Source organism: Syntrophobotulus glycolicus DSM 8271 (genome assembly GCF_000190635.1).
GTDB lineage: Bacteria > Bacillota > Desulfitobacteriia > Desulfitobacteriales > Syntrophobotulaceae > Syntrophobotulus > Syntrophobotulus glycolicus.
The window spans coordinates 2,073,951-2,096,352 of the sequence record NC_015172.1; the positions used below are offsets into that span (position 1 = coordinate 2,073,951).

Below are 22,402 nucleotides of genomic sequence, written 5' to 3' on the forward strand. Positions count from 1 at the left end.
TAATTTCACCTCTATCGCTTTAGATATATTCTTACACGCTACTGAAAACTATTTAAGAGCCAGGACCGCAATGTTGCCTACTCCTAAGATCAAAGCAACAATCCAGGCGCTCCCCAATGTGGACTGCCATTTCAGACGGGAATTGTTGTTGTCAATAAAGATTTCAAGGAAGTAGGTCAGGGCCGCAATGACAAGCGCGATAATCGGATTTGAAGCAAAGAACAGACAGACAATACCCAGTAAGAAAACATTTTCATACCAGTGGGCAATTTCTACATAAGCAAGTTCTTTACCGGAGAATTCGGTCAGGATACCGCGGACAATTTCCTGATGGGCATGATGGGACGCGGAAATATCAAAAGGAGATTTTCTGAACTTAATGGTCAGGATAAAGAGGAACCCGAGGAAAATTCCCGGCAGACTCAGAATCAAAGGCTGACCATAGGTGGCTATGTCAAGAACGTTAAAGCTCTTGGTCACCATATACATCCCGACAATGGTCAGAATAACCATCGGTTCATAAGCCATCATCTGGATCATTTCTCTTTCCGCCCCCAGAAAGGCATAAGGAGAAAATGTCGAATAGGCGGCAATGATCAGAAATACGCTGGCCAGGGTCAAAGCAAAAATCGCTAAAAGCAGATCCCCGCCGGAAAAGAAAATGCAGCCGGTAATGATCACAAAGATCAGAAAACATAAAACATAGAACTTCTGGTGTTTGTTTACCACAATGTTCTGTTTGGAAAATAATTTCATGACGTCATAAAAAGGCTGAAGTAAGGGAGGTCCTACCCTTCCCTGCATTCTGGCTGAAATAATACGGTCAATACCTGCGATCAATCCTCCGATAAAGGGTGCGAGAATGACGTATAAACCTACAGCCAACCATGTATTCATACCACTCATTATACTCCCACTCCTATCATGATGATAATTAAAAGGATACAAGATACCACTCCAAGCTTGAACAGCTTGTCTTCACCAAAGATGCTGTCCAGGTAGAAGCTTCTCAGGCTTAAATCTCTGGTAATCCCCATTGAACCGTAGAATTTTTCTCTCTCCGCGAGATTTGTGCCTGCCAGATATTGAGCCTTATAATTCAGCTTATTGCCATAAGTGAGCAATCTTAACGGCAGAACAATAATCAGCCCCATCATTAAGAGAAGAATGATCATATTGCCCTGACCGAGCAGATAGGTTTCTCCGTAGATTGCCTGAATGAACGGCTCTAAGGCAAAATAGGAGATGGCGGGGAACCCGATACATACCGCTACCGTGAAAAACGCCAGCAAAGATAAGGTAAAGGATTCTGTAGCCGGAATCTTGGTCGTGAAATCAGCAGGCTTGTCTTTGATCATCAGAACCTTGCCGAGCCACTTCGTCCAGAAGAACAGGGTCGCAGCACTGCCAAAGGCAATAAATACCGTCAGAATAGGATTGGCTGCCACTATACCTTCCAGGGCGGCCCATTTGCTGATCAGCATACCGAACGGCGCCAGGAACATGCCGCAAATCCCTATGACTACGCCGATTGCCACCTTGGGCATCTTAACAATCAGACCGTCCATCGATTCAATGATCCGGTCGCCGAGATTATGCTCAATTGTTCCGACAGAAAGGAACAAGAGAGACTTCGCGATTGCGTGGAAAATGATTAACATCACAGCGGCCCAGGCCAGCTCATAAGATCCGATCCCGGCACAGACAACGATCAGGCCCAGATTGGCAATTGTAGAGTAAGCCAGAACCCGTTTGGCGTCGGACTGGGAAATCGCCATGAATGATGTCAGGACGAACGTTACGGCGCCAACAAGCGCGACAAACAGTCCGATTGTGGAACCGCCTTCAACAAACGCAAAAACAGGTGATAATCTGACAATCAAATAAACACCCGCTTTAACCATGGTACTGGAATGAAGAAGAGCAGAAACCGGTGTCGGAGCGACCATGGCTCCCAGAAGCCATGAAGAAAACGGCATTTGAGCCGATTTTGTAATTCCGGCAAAAGCCAGCAAGGCGGCCGGAAGGAGAACGGCGGCAGATGCCAGGGTCGGCAGCTTGTCAAGTTCAACCGTATGTGCTTGTGTGTACAGGAAAATAATTGCGACCGTAAAGCCGATTCCTCCCAGAATGTTCATCTTAGCTGCTCTAAAAGCATTTTTGATGGCAATCTCTTCACGGCTGTAGCCAATGAGGAAGAATGAGCAGAAGGTCGTGATTTCCCAGAAGAATAACAACCACATCAGGTTATTGGAAAATACCACACCATACATCGCGCCCAAAAACGCAAAAACGATGAAGAAAAAGAAGGGTGTTCTATTCTTCATCTTAGGATGGTGATGATGATAGTCTTCCATGTAACCCAGTGCATATACTGCGATAAGCGTACCAATAATTCCGATGATCAAAGTCATAATCAATGAAAGATTATCGACAAATAAATTATGTGTTGCATGTATTTCGCTTCCATGAGCAACTTCAAACCAAATGACCAGCACAGCTCCGATCAGCATCAGAAGTGCGGCCAGAAATTGCTTATAACGAATGGAAATCCCGATGATCAATGCAGCCAGAGCCACCTCGATCGCAAACATGCCCAAGCTGATCTCATGAGCATATTCTCCAGCCTCAAAATATACTGCCCCCGTTTGAAAATACTGTACAACTAAAAATAATGAAGCCGCAATAATGGCAATTGATGATGCTCCAACGATTATTTTCCTGATGAACAGTTGTGGCAGAATGAGCAAGAGAAACGCTACAATTATCGGAAAAAGTATTAAAAAAACCATTGTGTTCATGTTGGCATCCTCTTTCCCCTCAAGTAGAATTTAGCGTAACCATAGAATACAGAAACCAGACACTTGAAACAGTCCAATGCTTCATATTGGACAATAAGAATCTCCTGTTTCTTCCAATCACTCCTTTCAATTCAATATCGCTCTATTCGACGATATTACGTTTTTTATATGAAGAAAATAGGCTTACAAGTCATGTTTATTATAATGATAATCCGTCATAATAGCAACTGATATAGATAAACTTTTCACAATGCTTTCCTAAAATTTATTGTTGTTCATCAAAACGCTCTGCCATATTCAAACTATTCTGCTAATATTATAAACAGAATCTTGCATTTCTATAAATAACCGGATTAAATTTACAAAGATTAACGCATTTTTCCATTTACCTTCAAGGAATTCTATCCTAATCTCATTTGATCAAGCAAGCAAATCAGCAATAAAAACTGGCGGTCATCCCGTCAGTTTTTATTAGCTACTTTCCCTTATTTCGCGTTTGCCAGAGCCAATATCTCAGTTACGACGATTTCAGTTGCTTATCCCTTTCTTTCTCTTCAGCCTGATATGATTTGAGCTTAGCCACCAGAGCATCTGTCAGCCGGGAAGGAACTTCTTCATAGTTATAGAAGCGGAAGGTAAATGTCCCCCTGCCCTGGGTAATCGAGCGCAAATCTATGGCATACCGCATGAGTTCCGCTTGGGGCAAATGGGCTTTAATGACTTGCTCTTTGCCGTCAGGCTCCATGCCTAAAACCTTGCCCCGTTTCGTATTCAAATCCCCGATCACATCCCCCATGAATGCTTCCGGAACACGAACCTCAACTTCGGCCACCGGTTCCAGCAGGACAGCCCCGGCCTGTTCGGCACCTTTACGGAAAGCTAGGATCGCGGCCAGCTTGAACGCCATTTCCGAGGAATCCACACTGTGATAGGAACCGTCATAAAGTGTAAATTTGACATTTGTCATGGGATAACCGGCAAGAAATCCTTCATTCATGGCTTCGCGCAAACCCTTCTCCACAGCGGGAAAATAGTTGCGCGGCACAGATCCTCCAAATATCTCTTCCTTAAATTCAAAATCCTTGCCGGGATTGGGCTCGATTTTTATCCATACATGTCCGTACTGCCCATGCCCGCCGCTTTGCTTCTTATGTTTGCCTTCAACCTTTACTGTCTTTTTGATGGTTTCCCGGTAAGGTACCCGGGGGACGTCCATCTCTACCGCAACCCCGAACTTGCGGAGAAGTTTTTCACTTACGATATCTAACTGGGTCTCTCCTCTGCCCGATAGGATGGTCTGTTTTGTCTCGGTATTTTTTTGGACACTGATTGTCGGGTCTTCATCCATCAGGCGATTCAGGGCTGTGCCCAGCTTATCTTCATCTCCCTTGCTTTTCGGCTTAATGGAGACCGGCAGACAGGGCAGGGGAAATTTGATCCCATCCAGTTTGACCATTTGGTCTTTACCGCAAAACGTGTTTCCGGTCTTCGCTTCCTGAAGCTTGGCGATCACAGCGATATCACCGGCAAATACCTTTGCGGTGTTTTCCTGATTTTTTCCTCTGAGGAAAAATATCTGGCCCATTTTTTCATCGGCTTCCCTTGTGGAATTATACACAAGCGTTTCGCTGGAAAATGAACCGCCATATACCCGAAAAAAGGACATTTTCCCCAAGTAGGGATCGGCCAGAGTCTTAAAGACCAATGCTGCTTTATCTTCAATAGGAGCCGGAGCCGGGACATAATCCACTACAAATTGGGTAAGCTCTTGCACCCCTATATTTTTTTCCGCGGAACCAAAAAGGACCGGAACGATAATATTCTGAGCCAGGGCTTTTTGCAAAACTGTTTTCAGCTCGGCATCCGTAATCTGTTCCCCGTCAAGATATTTCATTAAAATATCATCATCGGCTTCAACTACTGTTTCCAATAAAGTATCCTTAAGAATTTCAGCCTCATCACTGTATTCCGGAGGAATCTGAGACTGTAAAATATCGATGATTCCTTTAAAGTTTTCTTCTTTTCCTACAGGTATCTGCATCTGGACAAAATGGGTCTGAGGATACGCCTGCTTGAGTTCCTCAAGAATCTTTTCGGAGGCGGCGTTTTCCCGATCCATTTTATTGACATAGATGATTCTGGGCAGTTTCTTTTCCTCCATCATGTCCCAGATCATTTCCGCCTGAACCTCCAGTCCGCTTGCCCCGCATATGACCAGGACCCCTGTTTCCGCTACCCGCATCGAGCTGATCACTTCACCGATAAAATCCGCATAACCCGGTGTATCCAGAACATTGATTTTTACTCCGTTTGACTCAACAGGAACCAAAGATGTGCTGATCGAAATCCTGCGCTGAATTTCTTCCTGCAGATAGTCTGATACTGTGTTTCCATCAGCAACTTTGCCTATTCTGTTTATTGCGCCTGAATGAAAAACCATGACTTCAGCCAAAGAAGTTTTGCCACTGCCTCCGTGGCCCATTAGACAGATGTTACGAATATTGTTGCTTTCGTAGATCTTCAAATGTCATCTCCCCTTTGCTAAAATTTCTGAATATTGAAATTGATCTTATTATAGATCATTTCCCTACAATAAGATATGTTTTTTAAAAATTTGGAAAATGAGGTGTTGTCCGCTCCATTTAATTATTCTGAACTCTTAGGTATTTGCTTTGATCCGGCCGCATAAGTTGAATAAACGCAATGCTGATTTTCATTATGCCCAAGGAGATGCCCATGCCGAAGAAAAGCTTAATTCAAGGTGCCATCATTCTCTTTTTAGCGAATTTGTTTAACAGGATACTGGGCTTCATCTATCAGTACTTAATCATGAAATATGTCGGCAGCGAGGCCTATGGCTTGTACCAGATGGTCTTTCCCCTCTATATGACAATTTTAGTTTTTTCTACCGCGGGGATTCCTTTAGCGGTCTCTAAAATGATTGCGGAAAAGATTTCTTTGGGCCGGGAGGGGGATGCCGCAAGAATATTCCGGGTTGCCATCCTGCTCCTCAGCTTTTCCTCTGTTGTGGTTACCCTACTCATCTACATCAATACTCCTGTGATTGTTGCCAAGTGCTTCCCGGACGCCAGAGTTTTTTATGTCTTCAGAATATGTATTCCCGCGATCTTCATTGTTTCGGTCTCTTCTGCTTTCCGGGGCTATTTTCAAGGTCATCAAAACATGGTCCCTTCCGCCGTCAGTCAAATCTGCGAGCAATTATTCCGGATTGTCGTCGGCTTTTATTTGGCCATCAAGTTTTTGCCTTATGGTATCGAATTCGGGGCCGCCGGTCTGGCCGTTGGTATGCTGGTCGGAGAGTTCGCCGGTCTTTTCGTGATCATGATTCACTACCTGATCAGCCGAAGAAAGCGTACTCACCGTCCCCAAGCGGTTACCCGCTACCATGAGATCATCAGAGAAATGTTCGGTCTCTCCCTGCCTGTTACCGGAAGCAGACTGGTTTTCAGCGGCCTTTCCGCACTCGATGCGGTAATTATCCCCCGTCAACTGCAGGCAGCCGGTTACTCTTTAAGAAAGGCAACGACACTTTTCGGTGAACTGAACGGGACAGCCTTCACTTTGCTTGCCTTTCCCAGTGTCTTTACTTTTGCCCTGGCGACTTCTCTGGTCCCGGCCATTTCGGAAGCAGTGGCAAAAAAAGAATACAGGCTGGCCAGATCCCGCTGCTCAGACTCCATCCGCCTGACCATTCTGATTGGGCTCCCCTGTATTGTGATCATTTATTGCTTTGCCGATCTGTTTGCCGGTATTTTTAACAGCTCCGATATCGCACCGATTCTGAAACTGCTTTCTCTAGGGGGAATATTTACCTATCTTCACCAAACCACAACAGGGATTCTGCAGGGACTTGGCAAAACCCATTTGCCCCTCGTTCATTCCGTGATTGGCGGCATGATCAGAATTCCCCTGATGATTTACCTGACTGCGATGCCGCACTTGGGTCTTACCGGCACTGCCGCCGCATATTTAATCGGGTTTTTCATCGTCGCTGTTTTGAACATGATTGCTGTCAATCATTATATTAAATTGAATCTGGACTTCGAGAATATTATTCTCAAGCCCTTGATCGCCGGAGCCGGGATGCTCCTGCTGGTGTTTCTTTTCCTCCGGTTTGCCTTACAGACTGTTGCCGGCAGTCTTTTGATCTCAGTGGCCGGATTAATCGTTTATTTCAGTATTTTGCTTTTTAACGGCGGCATGCGTAAACAGGACCTAAACAAAATCCCCATTCTCAATAATCTTTTCAAATAGAAGAAATGTTCATCACCAGCCGATGTGCTTTCCTTCATTCATTAAGGTTCCCCTTAGAGCCACCTTCTGAACTTGTCCTTCCATTGCCAATAGGAAAACAAAATCAAAACCGCACCGATAATGACGAACAATATCTTATAGATCACATATAGCTTGATTACCGACAGTAAAGATAACACTAAGGCAAACAGTGCCGGTAACACAATGATGATTCTCAGATTAAGAGGCTTGCCCTTTTTTCTGGATGATAAAAAGATAAAAAATAAAACAATAAAATAGAAGAAAAAAATGCCTAATTTCATTCGTTACTCCGTTCCCTCCGGCTCCATTCAGACAATACCTTTATTTGCTCATCGTCTGTCAAGTCACTGTGCAAAGGCGTAATCGAGACATAACCGTCTTTTATCGCCATCAGGTCCGTATCCGGATCATCCTGAGATATGATTGAACCGCTGGTCCAGTAGTAGACCGGACCGAAAGCGCTTTCCTGACACTCAAATTTATTATCATAGATTGTCTTTCCCAGTTTGGTGATCTTCATTCCCTTCCAGTCTTCCTGATGACTGCCGGGAAAATTAATATTTAACAGGCTGGCTCGGCAGTTCTGAAGAAATTCCTCCTGGCCGATCCATTCCCTGATTAATCCCGCGGGTTCCGTATAATCCACCATCTCGCTTTGGGCCAGGGAAACCGCAATTGAAGGGACTCCCAATAGAACACCCTCCATGGCCGCCGCCACTGTTCCTGAATAAAAAACATCACTCCCCAGGTTCCAGCCATAATTTATGCCGGAAATCAGCAGTTCCGGCTTTTGGGAAAAAAGATCCCCCTGAAGAGCCAACTTTACGCAGTCGGTAGGTGTACCGTCAACTGCAAAACCATATACGTTTTGTCTCAGCTCATATTTTGTCACAAATAACGGCTCATGGATCGTGATTGAACGGCCTGTCGCCGATCTTTGCCCGGCAGGGGCCACTATGGTTATTTCATGCTTATTTTCTTTGCTCAATTCCTGATACAACGCCCTTAACCCGGCCGCAAAATACCCATCATCATTCGTCAGCATGATTCTCATGAAAATCTTTAATCTCCTTGCGTCCCCTTCATTCCCCAGGGATTTTCATCACCGATTGTTATTTTCCCATGATCAGAGAAAAAGCTTCCGCTCTGGTTGCCGAGCTTGTTTGAAATATTCCTCTTACTGCTGAGGTTACTGTTTTGGAGCCGGGCTTTTTAATTCCCCGTAAGGTCATACACATATGTTCAGCCTCAATGACCACCAGAACACCCCTGGCTTCCAAAGAATTCTTTATGGTATCGGCAATCTGGGTTGTCAACCTTTCCTGAAGCTGGGGCCTGCGGGCATAGCCGTCAATCACTCTGGCCAGCTTGGATAACCCTGTCACTTTACCGTTGCGCGGGATATACGCGACATGAGCCTTTCCGAAAAAAGGAAGCAAATGATGTTCACACATGGAATACATCGGGATATCCTTGACAATGACCATCTCTTCATGGTTTTCATCAAAAATCACTTGCAGGTGCTTACTTGGATCATCATGCAAGCCCGCAAAAGCTTCCGCATAAAACTTCGCTACTCTTTTCGGTGTATCGATCAATCCTTCTCGTTCAGGGTCTTCACCAATTGCTTCGAGCAGCATACTTACCGCCTGTTCCAGCTTCTGAGTATTGATTTCCATTCCTATTGCCTCCTGTTATTGCGTCAATGACTAAAAACCTTTCTTCATATTATAATACATCTAAGCAAATTCTAAAAATTCTTTGCTATGGTTAAGCTAAGCCATAAGAGGCATTGTAACAATCAACGGCAATAGAGTGCTTCTCCATATTGTCGTAAACATTCCCCAGCAGCATCCAGGCTCCCCCATTATTGGGGTTAACATCCAGGATCTTATTCAAATGGACGATCGCTTCATCCCACATTGCCCTTTTGACCAAACACACACTTAAATTATAGAGTATGGTCTGATCATCCGGGGACATGTTCAAAGCGGAGCGGTAATAATCGATGGCTTTCCTGAACCTGCCCATATGATAGAGGATAAAGCCCAGATTATTCAACATAATGTAATCATGATTATTTAAGAGGTACGCTTTCTTTAATAGGGAATAAGCCTCCTCAATTTTATTGTGATTACTTAATATTCCGGCCAGATTACAAAGGACATCGTAGTTGTGCGGTTCATATTTTAAGACTTTCCGGTAAAGTCTTATTGCTTTATTTACCTTTCCGCTTTGAGCAAGACAATACGAATTTCTGGCCAGCAGCTCTATACTCCCCCCACACCTGATTGCTTTGGCAAAGCATTTGCCGGCATAGTCTATATGATTGAGTTTAAGCAGTGTCTCCGCCTTCATCTCCCAGCAATAGGAGTCGAACGGCCTGATTCGGCAGCAGCCGCAAAAACAGTGATAAGCTTCCTGATAATCTCCTTTGGTAAAATAAAGGCTGCCCAAACGAAGATTGGCTTCAATATGCTGCGGGAAGGCTCTGATCGCTTTATTCAGGCACTCAATCGCCTCCCCTTCCTCGTCTCTTTCAAAATGAATGTTTGCCTTGATGTTCCATAGATCTGCTGTCGGTCTGTCACGGGTCAAAGCGCATTCAATGTTTTCCAGAGCTTCTCCCAGCTTTCCCAGCTCATAACAGCATTTTGCCAAAAGGGGCCAGACCTCATTCTGATTTGCCAGCCTGTGCCCATTCTGACCTATCATCACTTTACGTGACAAGTGCTGATAAGCTTCCGCCCAAGCGTCGTTCTCGATCAAAACCTTGATTTCAAGTAGAGATAACTCCTCAGTTCCTTCTTTCATTTTACCTAAAACATTTTGGTAAACGCTTTTCTTCCTGCCGGTTAATAACCAGCGGTATTCTTCCATCTTCCCGGACAAAAATGGTTTGGTCACAAGAGCCTTGCGCTGAAGATTGGCAATGAGAGATTCGATCATCATCGTCATAAACACTCCTTTCCTCTATGGGGGATATTCTTGGAAAGGAGCTTCTATCCCTCCCTGCCATGACGATTTTCAATCCCGAAATTGTGCCTGAATCAGCGGCCAAATCAGATGATGTTTATTTTTTCGTAATTATTTACGAAAATATGTATAATAACATTAATAAGAATTTTTATCATGATTAGGAGTTTATATGTTTAAAATCAGGTTGAAGCTATTGATCTTCATTTTATTCCTGTCCTTCATCCCGCTTAACGGCTGTAACATATTTAAATCAAAGGATGCAGATATCGAAAGAATATCCCCCTTATCACCCGACTCTGTCCTTTTTGATTCCCAAGCGATAAAAACTCTGACTATCAATATGATTAATCATGCCGCAAAATCCGTCTATCTTCAGCAGTTTGCCATGGATGACCAGGACGTGCTGAAGGCCCTTGTGGAAAAGGCCCATCAGGGAATAGACGTCAAAATTCTATTAGACCCCTGGCAAAGAGAAAATGAAAATACCCTGAATTACTTAAAAAATGAGAATCTTTCCGCCCAGCGGTATCCATCTGAAAAAGGACAGTATGACAGGGTAAAATATATGGTTGTTGACAACCAGACTGCTGTCTATTACGGGGCGCCTCTGACCTCCGCCGGGTTCAGCACCCATACGGTTGCTGTTCAATTGAGCGGTACCAGTGTGTCAACCATTTCTAATTCTTTCAGCAAGGATTGGGAATCTACAACAACGAACAAGCTCTCGATTGACGAGAATCCTTCTCTGATCGAAGATCAGATTACCTTTTCTGTCAACGCCGGAATTAAACAAACCCTGCTCAACCGGATCAAGGCTGCCCAATCAACAATTTGGATCGAAGTAGATCAGCTTACAGACACAGAGATTAAAGATGCCTTGATCGCCGCCCAAACACGCGGCTGCACTGTTCAGATCATTGTCAACCCTTCCTCTGCCCCCGGCGGGTCGACTTCCGTCAATGAGATGAAGAACTCCGGTATCGCTGTCCGCAGCTATAAAAACCCGGCCAACCTGCCTCTGGGCTTTAACTGGGCCATCTTTGACCAGAAGACCGTCCTCATGAGCAGCTCCGGCTGGACATATTCTGCTTTTGTCATGTGCCATGAATCCTCGATCACCATCCCGTCCCCTGATATTGCCGCTAAAGTCAGCAGTGTCTTTCAGCAGGACTGGGAGAAGGCGACTCCGTAAAAGACACCCACAAGAAAGCTAAAATGGACAGAAATTATTCTGTCCATTTTAGCTTAAGGGGGACGTTAACGAAACTATCGTCTCGTTAACGTCCCCTTTTTTTCGCCCTTTTCAGGGAATTTTTTACTTGTTGACCAGCTTATCTTCAACATCCGCTACTCTGTCCTGCAGTACGGAAATCGTCATCTCCTGAGTCCTGATTCTTTGCCGGAGCTGTTCCAAAAGATTGGACATACTCTTAATCTGCCCGATCAGCACCTCTACATTATCTGGATCTGTCTTTATCTCAGAAAATTTATTCTTTTCCTTATCGGCTCCATCTCTGGTCTCATTTAAGTATTTAAATTTCCCGTAACGGGTATTCCTCCCTTGTTCAACGGCAATGATCCCATCCTCTTCCAGGATCTGAATCGCTTTTTTCAGAGTTATGCTGGCGACCCCGGTTTCCATTTGTATTTCCGAATAGGCGGCTTCAAATTCCTTTCCTTCATTTTTTTTCGCTAATTTCTCAAAACAATCAATAAACTTTTTATATGTCTTATCCTTAAGTTTCAATTCCTTCATCCTTTCACTAAAGCTGTATTCTTTTTCACGATATTTTATGTTATTTATACTTTTTTTCTCTGATCAATATAATTATATATTCTTTGCCCCAAAAATTAAATACAAAACGATAAATATTAAATTTCAGATATTGGTTATTTCAATTCTTTGTCTATTCTGTTCATGATTTCTTCATCTATTTTGTAAGAATGTTCTTCTGCGGGAAAAACTCCGGTTCTTACATCTGCACAATAACGTTTTAAGGCTTCAACCGCTTTTATTCCTAACGTGTCATACTGTTTCACAAACTTGGGCACAAACTTATCGTATAAGCCCAATAAGTCATGATAAACGAGAACCTGGCCGCTGCACTCATTGCTCGCGCCGATTCCTATTGTCGGAATATCTATGGCTTCCGTAATTTTCCCCGCCAGCTTAGCCGGAATAGCTTCTAAAACCAGCATGAAAACGCCTGCCTCTTCCAGAGCGCGGGCATCATGAAAAATCCTCCGGGCACTGTCATAGTCCTTCCCCTGAACCTTGAATCCTCCCAATTTCGTGATGGTCTGAGGCGTTAACCCGATGTGTCCGACAATCGGAATCCCGGCTTTGACAAGGGCTGCCGCCATCTCCCTGATCTCCTCCCCGCCTTCCATTTTCACCGCGTCCGCTCCGCCTTCTTTCACCAGTCTTGCCGCATTATGCATAGCGTCCTCAATCGTCGCATAACTCATAAAGGGCAGGTCCACAACGACAAAGGTATCGTGAGCTCCCCGCCTTGCCGCTTTGGCATGGTGCAGCATTTCCTCCATGGAAACGGGCACTGTAGATTCATATCCCAGCACAACCATTCCCAAAGAATCTCCCACCAGAATCATGTCGGCCCCTGCTTTTTCTACCAAGCCGGCACTGGAATAATCATATGCGGTGACCATTGTAATTTTTTCTTGTTGGCGGGACATCTTCCAGAAATCAAGAATCGTTTTCTTCATCATCCAAACCTCTTTGTTTTTATTCTCAGATAAATATTATCCGGACCACAAGACATAAGCCTTATCTCCCAAGCATATTTTGTATTGTTACAATGTTGCTGCGGCAAGGAGGTAACTTCATGGAAAAAACATTTCAGCTTTCCTTAATCATCAAAGGTCTTCTGGTTTCTGCCGTCATTTCGCTGATTTTGTCCCTGGTCCTTTCTTTAATCTACTATTTCTCCGATCTATCTGAGTCCGTTCTTTTCAATTTTTTGTGCACCGCCCTTGGCGTTTTTGGCGGAAGCCTCTTTATTTCTTATAAAGCAGGTTCAAAAGGCCTGTTTTACGGTCTCGCCGTCGGAATTGGTTTTGTGATCTTTACGATGATCCTTTATTTCGTGTTCAGTACAACCGCTCTATCCTGGCTGGTTTTAGGCGAAAAATCCGCTGTTTCGATTTTTTCCGGGTGCCTGGGCGGTATGACCGGGGCTGTTATCCGCCGTTAGCCGGATGTCTGCTTTTGACTTTAAGATACCCCAGAATGATTATGGCTAAAATAATTGTTACCGCACTGGTCCATTGGGCAGCTGTCCAGCCAAACAAGTATCTGATGCTGTCCCCTCGGAGATACTCCAGAAACATCCTGCAAAAATTATAAGAAACAAGGTAAAAGAGAAAGATAAACCCCGGAGTCCACTTTCTGATCTGTAAAATCAGAAGGATGGCAAAAATGACGATATCAATCTGCCCCTCCCATATTTCCGCCGGCCAAAGAGGCTGAGCCCCATAGGTCTCGGCTGCTATCGTCTGTGAAGGGTAGAGGATTCCAAAATTCCCTCCGGTCGGCGCTCCGAAAGCGTCTCCATTTAACAGATTGGCATCCCTGCCGATACTCTGCCCCAAAATCACAGCCGGGGCCACTAAATCGGCAAATTCCCAAAATGGCAGCTTATTCAGCTTAACATAGAGAAATCCGGTTATTAATGCCCCGGCAATTCCGCCCTGAATAGCCAGGCCTCCATGCCAGACAGCCAGTATTTCTCCCGGGTTTGCACTGTAATAGGCCCAATCAAAGAAAAATACTTGCCAGGCCCTTGCTCCGACCAGGCCTCCGATCAGGACTAAAGGGGCAATATCCAGAATGTGAGGAATGTACTCCTCCTTTTTTTGCACCTTGGCTAAGAAAACAGCTACACCGACACTGAGAACAAAGGCCAGAACCAGAACCGTTCCATAGGCCCGGATCGGGAAACTTCCAAGATGAAACCAATATTGATGCATGTTTAACCTCCAGTTGTCCAAGTCAAGGCAATCCGGTCTCCCCGATTGAGTTCGCTTGAATAATCCGCATGCTTACCATTGACCATCATCAGCAACCTGGCATTTTCCGGTCTCTTTTCCAGATCAAGATAATGCGCCAATACATCTGCCAGAATCGGTTTTTGTTCAAAAGCCGCCGCTCTGATCTCCATCCCGTTCTCCAGAAACTCTTCACCATTCATCTCTTGACCACGATAATAGAACTTCACTTCTTTCGGCGGCAGCAAGGTTTCCTCATTATTGACGAAAAAGTTCATGGGCTCCGGTGTATAGTTTAATTGGTTTAAATTGATTCTTTTCGGAATATAGACAACATCGTCTTCCTCCTGCAGCAGGTATTCTTCCGTCTCAATTTCTCCGTTGACATAGTAATCAAGTTTACTGGAAATGATTTGTTCCGACCCATTAATCCAGATGCTCAGCTTTTTTTCTTTCATTTCCGGCAGCTTTTCCCGTTCGATGAGCTCTCCCAACGTCACGGTTTCTTCCAATTCAATTTTCGCGCCGTCTTCTAGCCAATCTTCCAGAGAGGCCTTTTTCTCATTAACCTTAAGGAGAGGAGCCAGCTCGATTTCCTGACCATTGACATAGACCTTCTTCTCCGGCAAGACTTCAAGAACCTCTCTCAGCCTGACCTTCGCATCACTGCCCTGGGTAGCGGGAACAAACTCGATGACATCATTAGGGGCTAATTGCCGGTCTAAGCCTGCCGGCTCGCCATTTACCATGATTTCCGCCTGGCCGCCCAGTCTTCCCTTGATCACCTGCATATTGCCATTTACCCAAAAGAGTAATGCCAAGCCCGGTTTGCCCGAAAAAAACCTTGGATCGAGCCCCGCGGCCAACAGGGCTTCCGCTACCGTAGCAAGATGAGTCTCAAAAATCGGAACAGATTTCTCATTTACACCGACCGTATAGTATTTTAAACCCTTATCCTCCAAGGCTGTGATCCCTATCCCTATGGGTGTAATGACATCTGCTCCCTTCAATGAGGAGTCGCCTGTAATCTGTGTCAATCTTTCTCTGATCTGAATACCTACTCTTGCTTTAGACAATTGCAGTTTCTCTGCAATGCAGTCGACCAGATTGGGAGTCAGACTCCCGCCGCCGATCAAAATGAGGGCCTGAGGCGGTTTACCGTTTAAATCCAAAATTTCCTTGCTGATTTTTTTTGCTAATTCATGGACACAGGGCTGAATCAATTCTTCGATATCTTCTTTATTTGAAATCGTCTCCTGACCGAAAAAATTACTAAAGATAAATTCCGTGTCTGTTGATAATCTTCTTTTGACATCCTCCCCTTCCTGAAAATCCAGCAGATAATGCGTGCAAATCGCCTCTGTGATTTCATCTCCGGCCATCGGGACCATACCGAAGGAAAAGAAGGTCCCTTCATTTGTCAAGGCAATATCTGAAGTTCCTGCCCCAATATCAACCAGAGCGAGGTTCATTCTCCGCATATCCTGTGGTATTGCTGCCTGCCCGGCCGCAATGGGCTCTAAAGTCAGGCTCTGCATTTTCAGTCCCACTTTTTCCAGAACGGACAACAGCCCGTCGACAACTGTACGGGGTAAGAATGTTGCGATGACTTCAACACCGATCTTTTTTCCACGCTGTCCGGAAATTCTGGATAGCTGCTCATCCTCAACACTCTGGGAAACCGTACTGTAACCCGCACAATAATAAGCGGATTCTTTCGCGGGATCGATCATGGTCTCTATTTTTTTCCTGGCTTCCTGCACTGCCTCCATTTCCAGGGCCAGAATATCTTCCTGCCGCCAATGCATAATATAGGTTTCTTCCCGGACCGCGGAAGCCGATTCTGTTTTTAACGCTCTGCCGGCGGCAGCCACAGCCACCTTATCCAAAGTCATACCGGTTTTTTGCTCAAGGCTGTTCTTCACTTCTTTAACGGCCTGGGCCACTTCTTCCACATCGTGGACCTGACCATCATACATCGCCCGTTGTCGATGTTCAGTTCTGGCACTCGCCAGGATCTCATAACCCGCTAAATTTTTCTTCAGCACCAAACCCATAACCACCCTGGTGCCGATATCCAACGCAAAAACAGTATCCATTTCCAACACCTCGTCTAAGAGCTCTGCTTCGTCTAAATTGCCAGCTCATCTGCAGTTTGATAAATCTTTTCTTTAGAGTATGGTTTGGGCGCAAAGGCAATATCCAGGCTTTTGGTGACGATTTCGTTTCCCGAAGAAGCGATCATCACTTCCGACTGTCCTTCCAGCAGGGCCTCTACGGCCTTGGCCCCCATAAGACCTGCCAGCACGGCATCCGCTGAAGAAGGAGACCCGCCCCGCTGCACATGTCCTAAGATGGTCACCCTGTTTTCAAATCCTGATTGATCTGTGAGCTGTCTGGCAATATCGATCACATTTCCAGCTCCTTCAGCCACCATAATAATGCTGTGGTTCTTCCCTCTTTGAAATCCTCTTCGCAATTTTTCACTGATTTCTTCCAGGTCAAACGGAATTTCGGGAATTAAAATCGATTCAGCACCCGTGGCCAACCCCGCGTGCAGAGCGATATCCCCACAGTTCCTGCCCATTACCTCCACCACAAAGACGCGTTCATGAGAAGTGGCCGTATCCCTTAATTTACTTACGGCCTCGACGACAGTATTTACAGATGTATCGAATCCGATGGTAAAATCTGTTCCATTAATATCATTATCGATCGTACCCGGAATCCCGACGACCTTGATCCCCAATTCGGCTAATTTTTTTGCTCCCCGGTATGTACCGTCTCCGCCAATCGCCACCAAAGCGTCTATTCCTCTGGCAATAAGCTGGTCTGCCGCCAGCTTTTGCCCTTCGGGCAAAAGCATCTCCTTGCACCTGGCGGTTTTCAGGATCGTTCCCCCGCGATGGACAATATCGGCTACAGAACCAAGTTCCATTTGCGTGATCTGACCATTGATCAAACCAGCAAAACCATGGTATACGCCAAAAATCCTCAGATTATGAAATATTCCCTTCCTGACGACAGCTCTTATCGCCGCATTCATCCCCGGAGCATCTCCTCCGCTTGTCAACACGGCAACCTTATCAACAGCCCGCATGCCTATCACTCCATATCTTCGTCATTTTTACTCCGGACTTCCCTATGAGGAATCCCGCAGAAGTTCCATGGTATTTTTCAGATTTACCGGCGATTTCAACATGATCTGATCAATATCTATTTTGCCGGAAAAAAATTGTTGATTGCAGTACCTGATGAACTCCTGTATTTCCAGTTTTTCCGGCTGAAAAACCGGTATGCTCACCGAGCTTAATAATCTGGAAGCAAACCTTTCTCCCAGGTAAGCAAAGGACAAATGAAGGCCCGAACAGGATATGGCGAACTTTCCGCCTTGAAGAATAATTGAGTCATAGGTATAGAAAAGCTCTTCTATTGTTCTCTGTTTTCCGGTCAGTTTATGCAGATCATCCAGAATGAAAAGATCAGCTTTCCGAACTTTGTTTCGGAAAGCTTTTATTCTCCCGGCAGATAAGGTGTAAGCAAATTCCCTGGAAAATTTTTCAGCCTGGTAATAAATTGTCCGATACGGTTCGTTTTGCATTTTATGATACAGACTTTTCAGCAGTTCACTTTTTCCGACCCCGTCATCTCCGTAAATGATCACAGTCTGCGGACCGTTCTCCATGGAGAACCTGTCCAGGGCCTTAAACGCAACTTCATTAAATGTGCTGATGAACACCCTTGTCACCCCTGGCAATCATTGTGCCGACGCTTTTTGACGGCAAGATTAATACGTTTCCAGATAATTGTCTATTTCCCATTGATGTACGGCAATCCGGAAATTATCGTACTCTTTTTGTTTCGCTTCAATAAACCTGTTCATAATATGCTCGCCCAAAGCTTCCTTAATCACATCGTCCCGGCCCAGCTCCTCCAGCGCTTCGGCCAGATCGCCCGGCAGGGAAGAGATCCCGAGCTCTTTACGCTGACTGTCATTCATGGCAAAAATGTTCAGGTCTACGGCAGGAGGAGGAGTCAAATTATTCTTGATCCCCGCCAATCCCGCTTTCAATTGCACGGCCAAAGCCAGGTAAGGATTACAGGAAGGATCCGGGCTGCGCAATTCCACTCTGGTTGAAGCGCCTCTTTTGGCCGGAATCCTGATTAATGGACTCCGGTTTCTTCCTGACCAGGCAATATAACAAGGTGCTTCATATCCGGGAACCAGCCTCTTATAGGAATTTACGGTCGGATTGGTCACTGCGGTGAAAGAGCGGGAGTGTTTCATCAGTCCGGCTATGTAATTATAGGCAATTTTAGACAGACCCATTTCGTTTTCCGGATCATAAAAGGCATTTTTCCCGTTCTTAAACAGTGATTGATTGACATGCATGCCCGAACCATTAATGCCAAAAATGGGCTTGGGCATAAATGTGGCATGAAGGCCGTGCCTTTGAGCGATTGTGCGGACAACAAACCTGAACGTGACCATTTTGTCCGCCATATCAAGCGCATCCGAATATTTAAAATCAATTTCATGCTGGCCGGGTGCGACCTCATGATGAGAAGCCTCAATCTCATAGCCCATTTGTTCCAGATTCAGAACCATATCCCTGCGGGCATTTTCCCCTAGGTCAATCGGAGTCAAATCAAAGTACCCTGCTTTATCGTGGGTAATTGTCGTCGGGCGGCCTTCAGAATCCACATGGAACAGAAAAAACTCCAATTCCGGACCGACAAACATTGTATATCCCAAATCGGCCGCTTCTTTCAGCGCTTTTCTCAAGGTACTTCTGGGACAGCCGGAAAACGGAGTCCCGTCAGGATGATAAACATCACAGATCAGCCTGGCAACGGCGCCATCACCCGGACGCCAGGGGAAAACCACAAAGGTATTGGGATCCGGTCTCAGGTACATATCAGATTCTTCAATCCGCACAAAACCTTCAATGGAGGAACCGTCAAACATAATTTCGCCGTCCAGGGCTTTTTCCAGCTGCTCAATCGTAATGGCCAGATTTTTTAATATCCCGAAAATATCCGTAAACTGCAGCCGGATAAACTTGACTCCCTTTTCATTCGCTTCGCGCAGCACATCTTCCTTGGTCATCATCAAAGTAATTACCCCTTTCAAATACGTTCCATTCACTGTCCCTGAATAATTTGACATAACATGGGATGGATATAAATCACTCCCTGGTCTTTTTGAATAGCCGAAAACTTTTTGATGGTTTGCCTGCCGAAATGCAGGGAGAAAAATAATTTTATGATTGACTTTTCATCTTTGGAGCGCAGCTCCACTTTGTCCGGATAAAAAAAATAGTGAAAATCAATATCCCTCCAGGACAGCTCCAGATCACCGGCTTGAATATTGATTAAACCGAATTGATCTATTTTAATATTCCTGATTACTGAAAAAGGAAAATTGATATTTGACGATTCCACGGCCATTTGTCCTGATTTATCCTTTAATACTAAGACATGTTCCAGAATCATCCGGGCCGGAACAGAGATTTCCTCAATAATCCTGGCATAAGCCTGTATCTCTTCTTCAATTTCCATGATCTTTTCAACATGTATGGATTTTATCTGTTTCAGCCGGCTGATTTCAGAATCTAGTGCCCTGTAAATGCGTTCCAGGCTTTCTAACAATAACTCGTCTTCTTGCAGCAAGATAATCTCCATCCTTTATATGACTTTAAAATTATTCTATACTATTCAGCCTATTTTTCCCAGCATTATTTTTATTCTTTACTTGTTTCTTCTTATTTTTTGTGAGAGCTCCTGAATGAATGTTTCGATTTCTTCTGTTTCATCCTCCAGCAATTTTGCCAGTTCCAAAGCCTTCCAGCCAAATTTTAACGCATTCATGTTTTTGCCCGTTCCTTCCATGGCCAGGGCAAAATAAAACATCAATTTGTGTTTGGGCAATTTTGCGTTCTGGCTTCTTAAACTTAAAAGATCAACAAAGTTTTCTTGAAATAAATTTTCATACTTTAAGAGATAAGTCAATTCTTCACAGATCTCCCCGATTTTTAAACTGTCCCCAAATCGCTGGTAGTACCTTAGGGCCTCGGAATAATGTTCCTTCGCTTTTTCATATTTCTTTTTCAAAATCGAGATAATGGCGATCATTTGAAAACGGATCGCATAACCCAAATCGTCGCCCCGGTAAAACTTCATGGAAGTAAAAACGGAGGCTTCCGCTTCATCAAGAAGCTTTAGGTTCTGGCAGATATTGGCGAGCAGATAATAGCTTTCACTCAATTCCCCGGAAGCTTCCTGTTTGGCGTAAATACAGATGGCCCTGTTCAAATACAGCAGTGCCTCATGATACCTTCCCTCTTCTAAGAGAATAAAAGCCAGATGCTGCAAAGCATTCGCCAGAAAATACCAGTCTTCAATTACGGCAAAAATCCTGGCCGCCTCAGAAAAATACTTTTTTGCTTTACTGCACTCCCCCTGACCGTAATAGACCTCCCCCAACAGGAGCATAAGCTCTCCCTGCCCTTTACTGAAAGAAGAACGCTCACAGATTTGACAAGCCCTTTGAAACAACAATTCTGCTTTTTCCCACCTCCGCGTTTTGCTGTAAACATTTCCAAGATCGGTATACAGCATGGCCAGTCTGATCCGGGAGGCATCTTCCGGGTAGGCCTCGATTGCCCTTTCATACCACTTTTCTGCCTGATCGTACAGCTCCAAACAATAGTATACACTGCCTAACCCGGCTGTCGCTTCGGAAATCCCCTTGCGGTTCTCCAGCTTCTCACAATAAATCAGGGCTTTTCGAAACCCCTTCTCCGCCAGTTCGAACTTCCGGTTCTTCACCTGAGCCGTTGATAAGAGCCTGAGCGAAAAAGCGATAAAGACTAAATTTCCGTACTTTTCCGCCTCTTGCAGACTTTTTTTAAAAAAGCTTTCCGCCTCAGCTGTATTTCCTTCTCCCAGATATTTTATCCCATATTTAATATAGTTTTGCCATTCGTCAAAATTTATCCCCATCATCTGACCCCCTTATGTAATATTAATAATATGCAGAAGATCATGCAGGGGCTAAAAAGTTGTTTTCCGGCCAAGATAAGAGAAGATCAAACAAATCTAGACAAGATTTCAAATCTATGATACGCTCACCGATAGGAGGTGGTTGGAAATGAAGAATATGAGTCATTATCGCTCAAATGTCTGGAGAACCCTATTGAAAGTATTGCTGCTGGTCTTCGGATTGTATTTGGCTTACATTGTCTTGATTCCCCTTCTGGGCTTTCTTTTAGGAATCGGTTATTGGATGATGAAAATTTTGATTTATCTTGCTGCCGGACTTTTTGTTTTCCACCTTCTTTTGAAACTGCTTTTTGGCGTTAATTTTTCCGAGATCATCTTTGGCCCGGATTGGCGCAACCGTTTCTGAGGATCATTGTTCTGTCTTTCATATCGAAGCCGATGAAGATGTCTCAAACTTTTGCTGAGACATCTTTTTATCTGCTCATAATCACCCTTTTCCGGAATACATATATTCTGAGGAGGGGTCAGATAAATGAGAGTTATTGTTCTCAAACGGAAGCCCTTGATGATCATGGCTGTCATTGTTACCTTGAGTTCATTTTCATTTTTCTTAAAGCAGGAAGCGATTGTCTCGGTCTTATCCAAAAACCTTAAGCCGATTTACTCCACGAAAACCGCCACCAATAAAATTGCCCTCACTTTTGATATCAGCTGGGGGCGTACCAATGTGGTACCCATTCTGGACATCCTGGCGAAGGAAGATGTTAAAGCAACTTTTTTTCTTTCTTCTCCCTGGTCGTCGGACAATCAGGACCTTGTGGAAAAGATCATTGCTTCCGGCAATGAGGTGGGCTCGCACGGCAGAAAGCATGTCGATATGAATAAACTCAGTGCCAATGATCTGGAGACAGAGTTAACCGCAGCCCAGGAAACTTTGGAAAAGCTCACCAATAAAAAAATCACCGTATTTCGTCCTCCCAACGGAGCCTACGACAACAAGGTGATTCAGACTGCTTCCGCTCACGGCCAGCGCGTCATTCAGTGGAGTATAGATTCCCTGGATTGGAAAAGGCCCGGTAAGGAAGCCGTGATCAAAAATGTTTTAGAAGGCCGTAAAAGCAATGACGGGGCCAAACCCGGCGATATTATTTTGTTCCACGCCTCTGATTCTGCTCCGGATACGCCCGGCGCCCTTCCTGAAATCATTACGGCTTTAAAACACAAAGGGTACGAACTGGTCACGGTCAGCGACCTTCTGGCCAATTCCAGCGAAACCTGGCCTCCGGAATCACAGCTTCCTGAATAAGTCCTGC

Annotated in this window: 21 protein-coding genes; 5 read left to right on the plus strand and 16 right to left on the minus strand. The window is 44.8% G+C overall.

All coding sequences use genetic code 11. The features are described 5' to 3' along the window. Window positions 1-48 precede the first annotated feature (48 nt). The 3 genes from SGLY_RS10250 to fusA all read right to left on the minus strand — a co-directional run bounded on the left by SGLY_RS10250 (window position 49) and on the right by fusA (window position 5,325). Complete coding sequence (locus tag SGLY_RS10250) at window positions 49-906, minus strand: respiratory chain complex I subunit 1 family protein (RefSeq protein WP_013625219.1); 858 nt, start codon at window positions 904-906, stop codon at window positions 49-51. Beyond that, complete coding sequence (locus SGLY_RS10255; protein WP_013625220.1) at window positions 906-2,801, minus strand: NADH-quinone oxidoreductase subunit 5 family protein; 1,896 nt, start codon at window positions 2,799-2,801, stop codon at window positions 906-908. The genes SGLY_RS10250 and SGLY_RS10255 overlap by 1 nt, the downstream gene beginning before the upstream one ends. Before the next feature lie 517 nt (window positions 2,802-3,318). Next, window positions 3,319-5,325, minus strand: coding sequence for an elongation factor G (gene fusA, locus SGLY_RS10260; RefSeq protein WP_013625221.1), 2,007 nt, complete (start codon window positions 5,323-5,325; stop codon window positions 3,319-3,321). Between the two features lie 212 nt (window positions 5,326-5,537). On the opposite strand from fusA, the gene spoVB reads away from it, so the two are divergent. Beyond that, window positions 5,538-7,076, plus strand: a complete 1,539-nt coding sequence (gene spoVB / locus SGLY_RS10265) for a stage V sporulation protein B (RefSeq protein WP_013625222.1) — start codon at window positions 5,538-5,540, stop codon at window positions 7,074-7,076. A gap of 53 nt (window positions 7,077-7,129) precedes the next feature. On the opposite strand, the gene SGLY_RS10270 is transcribed toward spoVB, so the two are convergent. From SGLY_RS10270 to SGLY_RS10285, 4 genes are all read right to left on the minus strand, one after another. Then, window positions 7,130-7,378: a hypothetical protein gene (locus tag SGLY_RS10270; RefSeq protein ID WP_013625223.1), complete on the minus strand. Its 249-nt coding sequence runs from the start codon at window positions 7,376-7,378 to the stop codon at window positions 7,130-7,132. Next, window positions 7,375-8,151, minus strand: a complete 777-nt coding sequence (gene surE / locus SGLY_RS10275) for a 5'/3'-nucleotidase SurE (RefSeq protein ID WP_013625224.1) — start codon at window positions 8,149-8,151, stop codon at window positions 7,375-7,377. The genes SGLY_RS10270 and surE overlap by 4 nt, the downstream gene beginning before the upstream one ends. Window positions 8,152-8,209: 58 nt before the next feature. Then, entirely contained in the window at window positions 8,210-8,776 is a 567-nt protein-coding gene (gene folE, locus SGLY_RS10280; RefSeq protein WP_013625225.1) for a GTP cyclohydrolase I FolE, read from the minus strand. A 91-nt stretch (window positions 8,777-8,867) separates the two neighbouring features. Next, complete coding sequence (locus tag SGLY_RS10285) at window positions 8,868-10,049, minus strand: tetratricopeptide repeat protein (protein WP_052298634.1); 1,182 nt, start codon at window positions 10,047-10,049, stop codon at window positions 8,868-8,870. A 196-nt stretch (window positions 10,050-10,245) separates the two neighbouring features. Between SGLY_RS10285 and SGLY_RS10290 the strand changes: the two genes are divergently transcribed. After that, window positions 10,246-11,268, plus strand: coding sequence for a phospholipase D-like domain-containing protein (locus SGLY_RS10290; protein WP_013625227.1), 1,023 nt, complete (start codon window positions 10,246-10,248; stop codon window positions 11,266-11,268). Window positions 11,269-11,391: 123 nt separating this feature from the next. Here SGLY_RS10290 and SGLY_RS10295 read toward each other — a convergent pair whose 3' ends face one another. Together SGLY_RS10295 and panB are read right to left on the minus strand one after the other, a co-directional pair. Continuing rightward, the gene (locus tag SGLY_RS10295; RefSeq protein ID WP_242822944.1) at window positions 11,392-11,832 is read right to left on the minus strand and encodes a hypothetical protein; all 441 of its coding nucleotides are present in this window, start codon (window positions 11,830-11,832) and stop codon (window positions 11,392-11,394) included. 134 nt (window positions 11,833-11,966) lie between these two features. Continuing rightward, the gene (panB, locus tag SGLY_RS10300; RefSeq protein WP_041444778.1) at window positions 11,967-12,803 is read right to left on the minus strand and encodes a 3-methyl-2-oxobutanoate hydroxymethyltransferase; all 837 of its coding nucleotides are present in this window, start codon (window positions 12,801-12,803) and stop codon (window positions 11,967-11,969) included. 119 nt (window positions 12,804-12,922) lie between these two features. Between panB and SGLY_RS10305 the strand changes: the two genes are divergently transcribed. Further along, complete coding sequence (locus SGLY_RS10305; RefSeq protein ID WP_013625230.1) at window positions 12,923-13,291, plus strand: TIGR04086 family membrane protein; 369 nt, start codon at window positions 12,923-12,925, stop codon at window positions 13,289-13,291. Here the strand turns inward: SGLY_RS10305 and lgt are convergent. From lgt to SGLY_RS10340, 7 genes are all read right to left on the minus strand, one after another. Then, on the minus strand, window positions 13,278-14,066 hold the full coding sequence (gene lgt / locus SGLY_RS10310; protein ID WP_013625231.1) for a prolipoprotein diacylglyceryl transferase: 789 nt from the start codon (window positions 14,064-14,066) through the stop codon (window positions 13,278-13,280). The two genes, SGLY_RS10305 and lgt, sit on opposite strands and share 14 nt — an antisense overlap. 2 nt (window positions 14,067-14,068) lie before the next feature. Continuing rightward, window positions 14,069-16,183 (minus strand): cell division FtsA domain-containing protein, encoded by a 2,115-nt coding sequence (locus tag SGLY_RS10315; protein ID WP_013625232.1) that lies wholly within the window; start codon window positions 16,181-16,183, stop codon window positions 14,069-14,071. A gap of 32 nt (window positions 16,184-16,215) precedes the next feature. Continuing rightward, window positions 16,216-17,184 carry a 6-phosphofructokinase gene (gene pfkA / locus SGLY_RS10320; RefSeq protein ID WP_013625233.1) on the minus strand — a complete coding sequence of 323 codons (969 nt, stop codon included), beginning with the start codon at window positions 17,182-17,184 and terminating at the stop codon, window positions 16,216-16,218. Between the two features lie 42 nt (window positions 17,185-17,226). Continuing rightward, the gene (locus SGLY_RS10325) at window positions 17,227-17,823 is read right to left on the minus strand and encodes a DnaA ATPase domain-containing protein (RefSeq protein WP_013625234.1); all 597 of its coding nucleotides are present in this window, start codon (window positions 17,821-17,823) and stop codon (window positions 17,227-17,229) included. Between the two features lie 48 nt (window positions 17,824-17,871). Continuing rightward, window positions 17,872-19,200: a type I glutamate--ammonia ligase gene (glnA, locus tag SGLY_RS10330; protein ID WP_148228196.1), complete on the minus strand. Its 1,329-nt coding sequence runs from the start codon at window positions 19,198-19,200 to the stop codon at window positions 17,872-17,874. Window positions 19,201-19,229: 29 nt separating this feature from the next. Then, window positions 19,230-19,757, minus strand: coding sequence for a hypothetical protein (locus tag SGLY_RS10335; RefSeq protein WP_013625236.1), 528 nt, complete (start codon window positions 19,755-19,757; stop codon window positions 19,230-19,232). A 78-nt stretch (window positions 19,758-19,835) separates the two neighbouring features. Then, the gene (locus SGLY_RS10340) at window positions 19,836-21,092 is read right to left on the minus strand and encodes a tetratricopeptide repeat protein (RefSeq protein WP_083811227.1); all 1,257 of its coding nucleotides are present in this window, start codon (window positions 21,090-21,092) and stop codon (window positions 19,836-19,838) included. A gap of 145 nt (window positions 21,093-21,237) precedes the next feature. Between SGLY_RS10340 and SGLY_RS10345 the strand changes: the two genes are divergently transcribed. Both SGLY_RS10345 and SGLY_RS10350 read left to right on the plus strand, forming a co-directional pair. Then, window positions 21,238-21,495, plus strand: coding sequence for a hypothetical protein (locus tag SGLY_RS10345; RefSeq protein WP_013625238.1), 258 nt, complete (start codon window positions 21,238-21,240; stop codon window positions 21,493-21,495). 126 nt (window positions 21,496-21,621) lie between these two features. After that, on the plus strand, window positions 21,622-22,395 hold the full coding sequence (locus SGLY_RS10350; RefSeq protein ID WP_013625239.1) for a polysaccharide deacetylase family protein: 774 nt from the start codon (window positions 21,622-21,624) through the stop codon (window positions 22,393-22,395). Window positions 22,396-22,402 lie beyond the last annotated feature (7 nt).

Excerpts from the sequence above, each read along its gene's own strand:
- SGLY_RS10250 (WP_013625219.1), bottom strand. The coding sequence starts at position 906 with ATGAGTGGTATGAATACATGGTTGGCTGTAGGTTTATACGTCATTCTC.
- SGLY_RS10255 (WP_013625220.1), bottom strand. The coding sequence starts at position 2,801 with ATGAACACAATGGTTTTTTTAATACTTTTTCCGATAATTGTAGCGTTT.
- spoVB (WP_013625222.1), top strand. The coding sequence starts at position 5,538 with ATGCCGAAGAAAAGCTTAATTCAAGGTGCCATCATTCTCTTTTTAGCG.
- SGLY_RS10270 (WP_013625223.1), bottom strand. The coding sequence starts at position 7,378 with ATGAAATTAGGCATTTTTTTCTTCTATTTTATTGTTTTATTTTTTATC.
- surE (WP_013625224.1), bottom strand. The coding sequence starts at position 8,151 with ATGAGAATCATGCTGACGAATGATGATGGGTATTTTGCGGCCGGGTTA.
- folE (WP_013625225.1), bottom strand. The coding sequence starts at position 8,776 with ATGGAAATCAATACTCAGAAGCTGGAACAGGCGGTAAGTATGCTGCTC.
- SGLY_RS10285 (WP_052298634.1), bottom strand. The coding sequence starts at position 10,049 with ATGATGATCGAATCTCTCATTGCCAATCTTCAGCGCAAGGCTCTTGTG.
- SGLY_RS10290 (WP_013625227.1), top strand. The coding sequence starts at position 10,246 with ATGTTTAAAATCAGGTTGAAGCTATTGATCTTCATTTTATTCCTGTCC.
- SGLY_RS10295 (WP_242822944.1), bottom strand. The coding sequence starts at position 11,832 with ATGAAGGAATTGAAACTTAAGGATAAGACATATAAAAAGTTTATTGAT.
- panB (WP_041444778.1), bottom strand. The coding sequence starts at position 12,803 with ATGAAGAAAACGATTCTTGATTTCTGGAAGATGTCCCGCCAACAAGAA.
- SGLY_RS10305 (WP_013625230.1), top strand. The coding sequence starts at position 12,923 with ATGGAAAAAACATTTCAGCTTTCCTTAATCATCAAAGGTCTTCTGGTT.
- lgt (WP_013625231.1), bottom strand. The coding sequence starts at position 14,066 with ATGCATCAATATTGGTTTCATCTTGGAAGTTTCCCGATCCGGGCCTAT.
- SGLY_RS10315 (WP_013625232.1), bottom strand. The coding sequence starts at position 16,183 with ATGGATACTGTTTTTGCGTTGGATATCGGCACCAGGGTGGTTATGGGT.
- pfkA (WP_013625233.1), bottom strand. The coding sequence starts at position 17,184 with ATGCGGGCTGTTGATAAGGTTGCCGTGTTGACAAGCGGAGGAGATGCT.
- SGLY_RS10340 (WP_083811227.1), bottom strand. The coding sequence starts at position 21,092 with ATGATGGGGATAAATTTTGACGAATGGCAAAACTATATTAAATATGGG.
- SGLY_RS10345 (WP_013625238.1), top strand. The coding sequence starts at position 21,238 with ATGAAGAATATGAGTCATTATCGCTCAAATGTCTGGAGAACCCTATTG.
- SGLY_RS10350 (WP_013625239.1), top strand. The coding sequence starts at position 21,622 with ATGAGAGTTATTGTTCTCAAACGGAAGCCCTTGATGATCATGGCTGTC.